This is a genomic window from Rhizobium phaseoli (assembly GCF_010668805.1).
In the GTDB taxonomy this organism is placed as follows: Bacteria; Pseudomonadota; Alphaproteobacteria; order Rhizobiales; family Rhizobiaceae; genus Rhizobium; species Rhizobium phaseoli_A.
On the sequence record NZ_WUFT01000082.1, the window covers coordinates 1 to 431 of the forward strand.

The 431-nt window shown below is 74.9% G+C and carries 1 protein-coding gene; it reads right to left on the reverse strand.

The annotated features are described in order from the left end of the window. Positions 1-45: 45 nt before the first annotated feature. A partial coding sequence (locus GR197_RS31470) for a hypothetical protein (protein WP_204330512.1) occupies positions 46-431 on the reverse strand: 386 nt, incomplete at its 5' end.

The following is a 431-nucleotide window of genomic DNA, read 5'->3' on the forward strand; positions in this document are numbered from 1 at the left end:
ATCGAGAAGCACCCCGACTACCAGGACCTCGTGGCGTCCTGACCCTCACACCGCGCGGAGCCGGGACGCGCCGCCCTCCAACATCAGCCACGCCGACAGCGACGCCTCCTTCAGCCGGACCCTGACCCGCGAGTAGCGGCCCGGGTCGACGAGGCCGGGGGCGGGCGTGATCACCGTGTCGTACACGAAGTCGGACGTGACGAACGCCAGGTCGGCGCCGGTCTCGGCGACGCGGCGCTTCACCGCCGGGGCGTCCACCATCCGCCGCGTCGTGATGATGGCCGTCCCGGCGACGCCCTTCGGGCCGCGCTGCACCGGGCCGACGTGCAGCGCGGCGCGCAGCTGCAGCCGGGTGGCCTCGGCGGCGCGCCGGTTGTGCCGCCGCAGCTCCGCGGCCAGGTGCGCGAGCATCGGGTCGACCACCGTGTCGG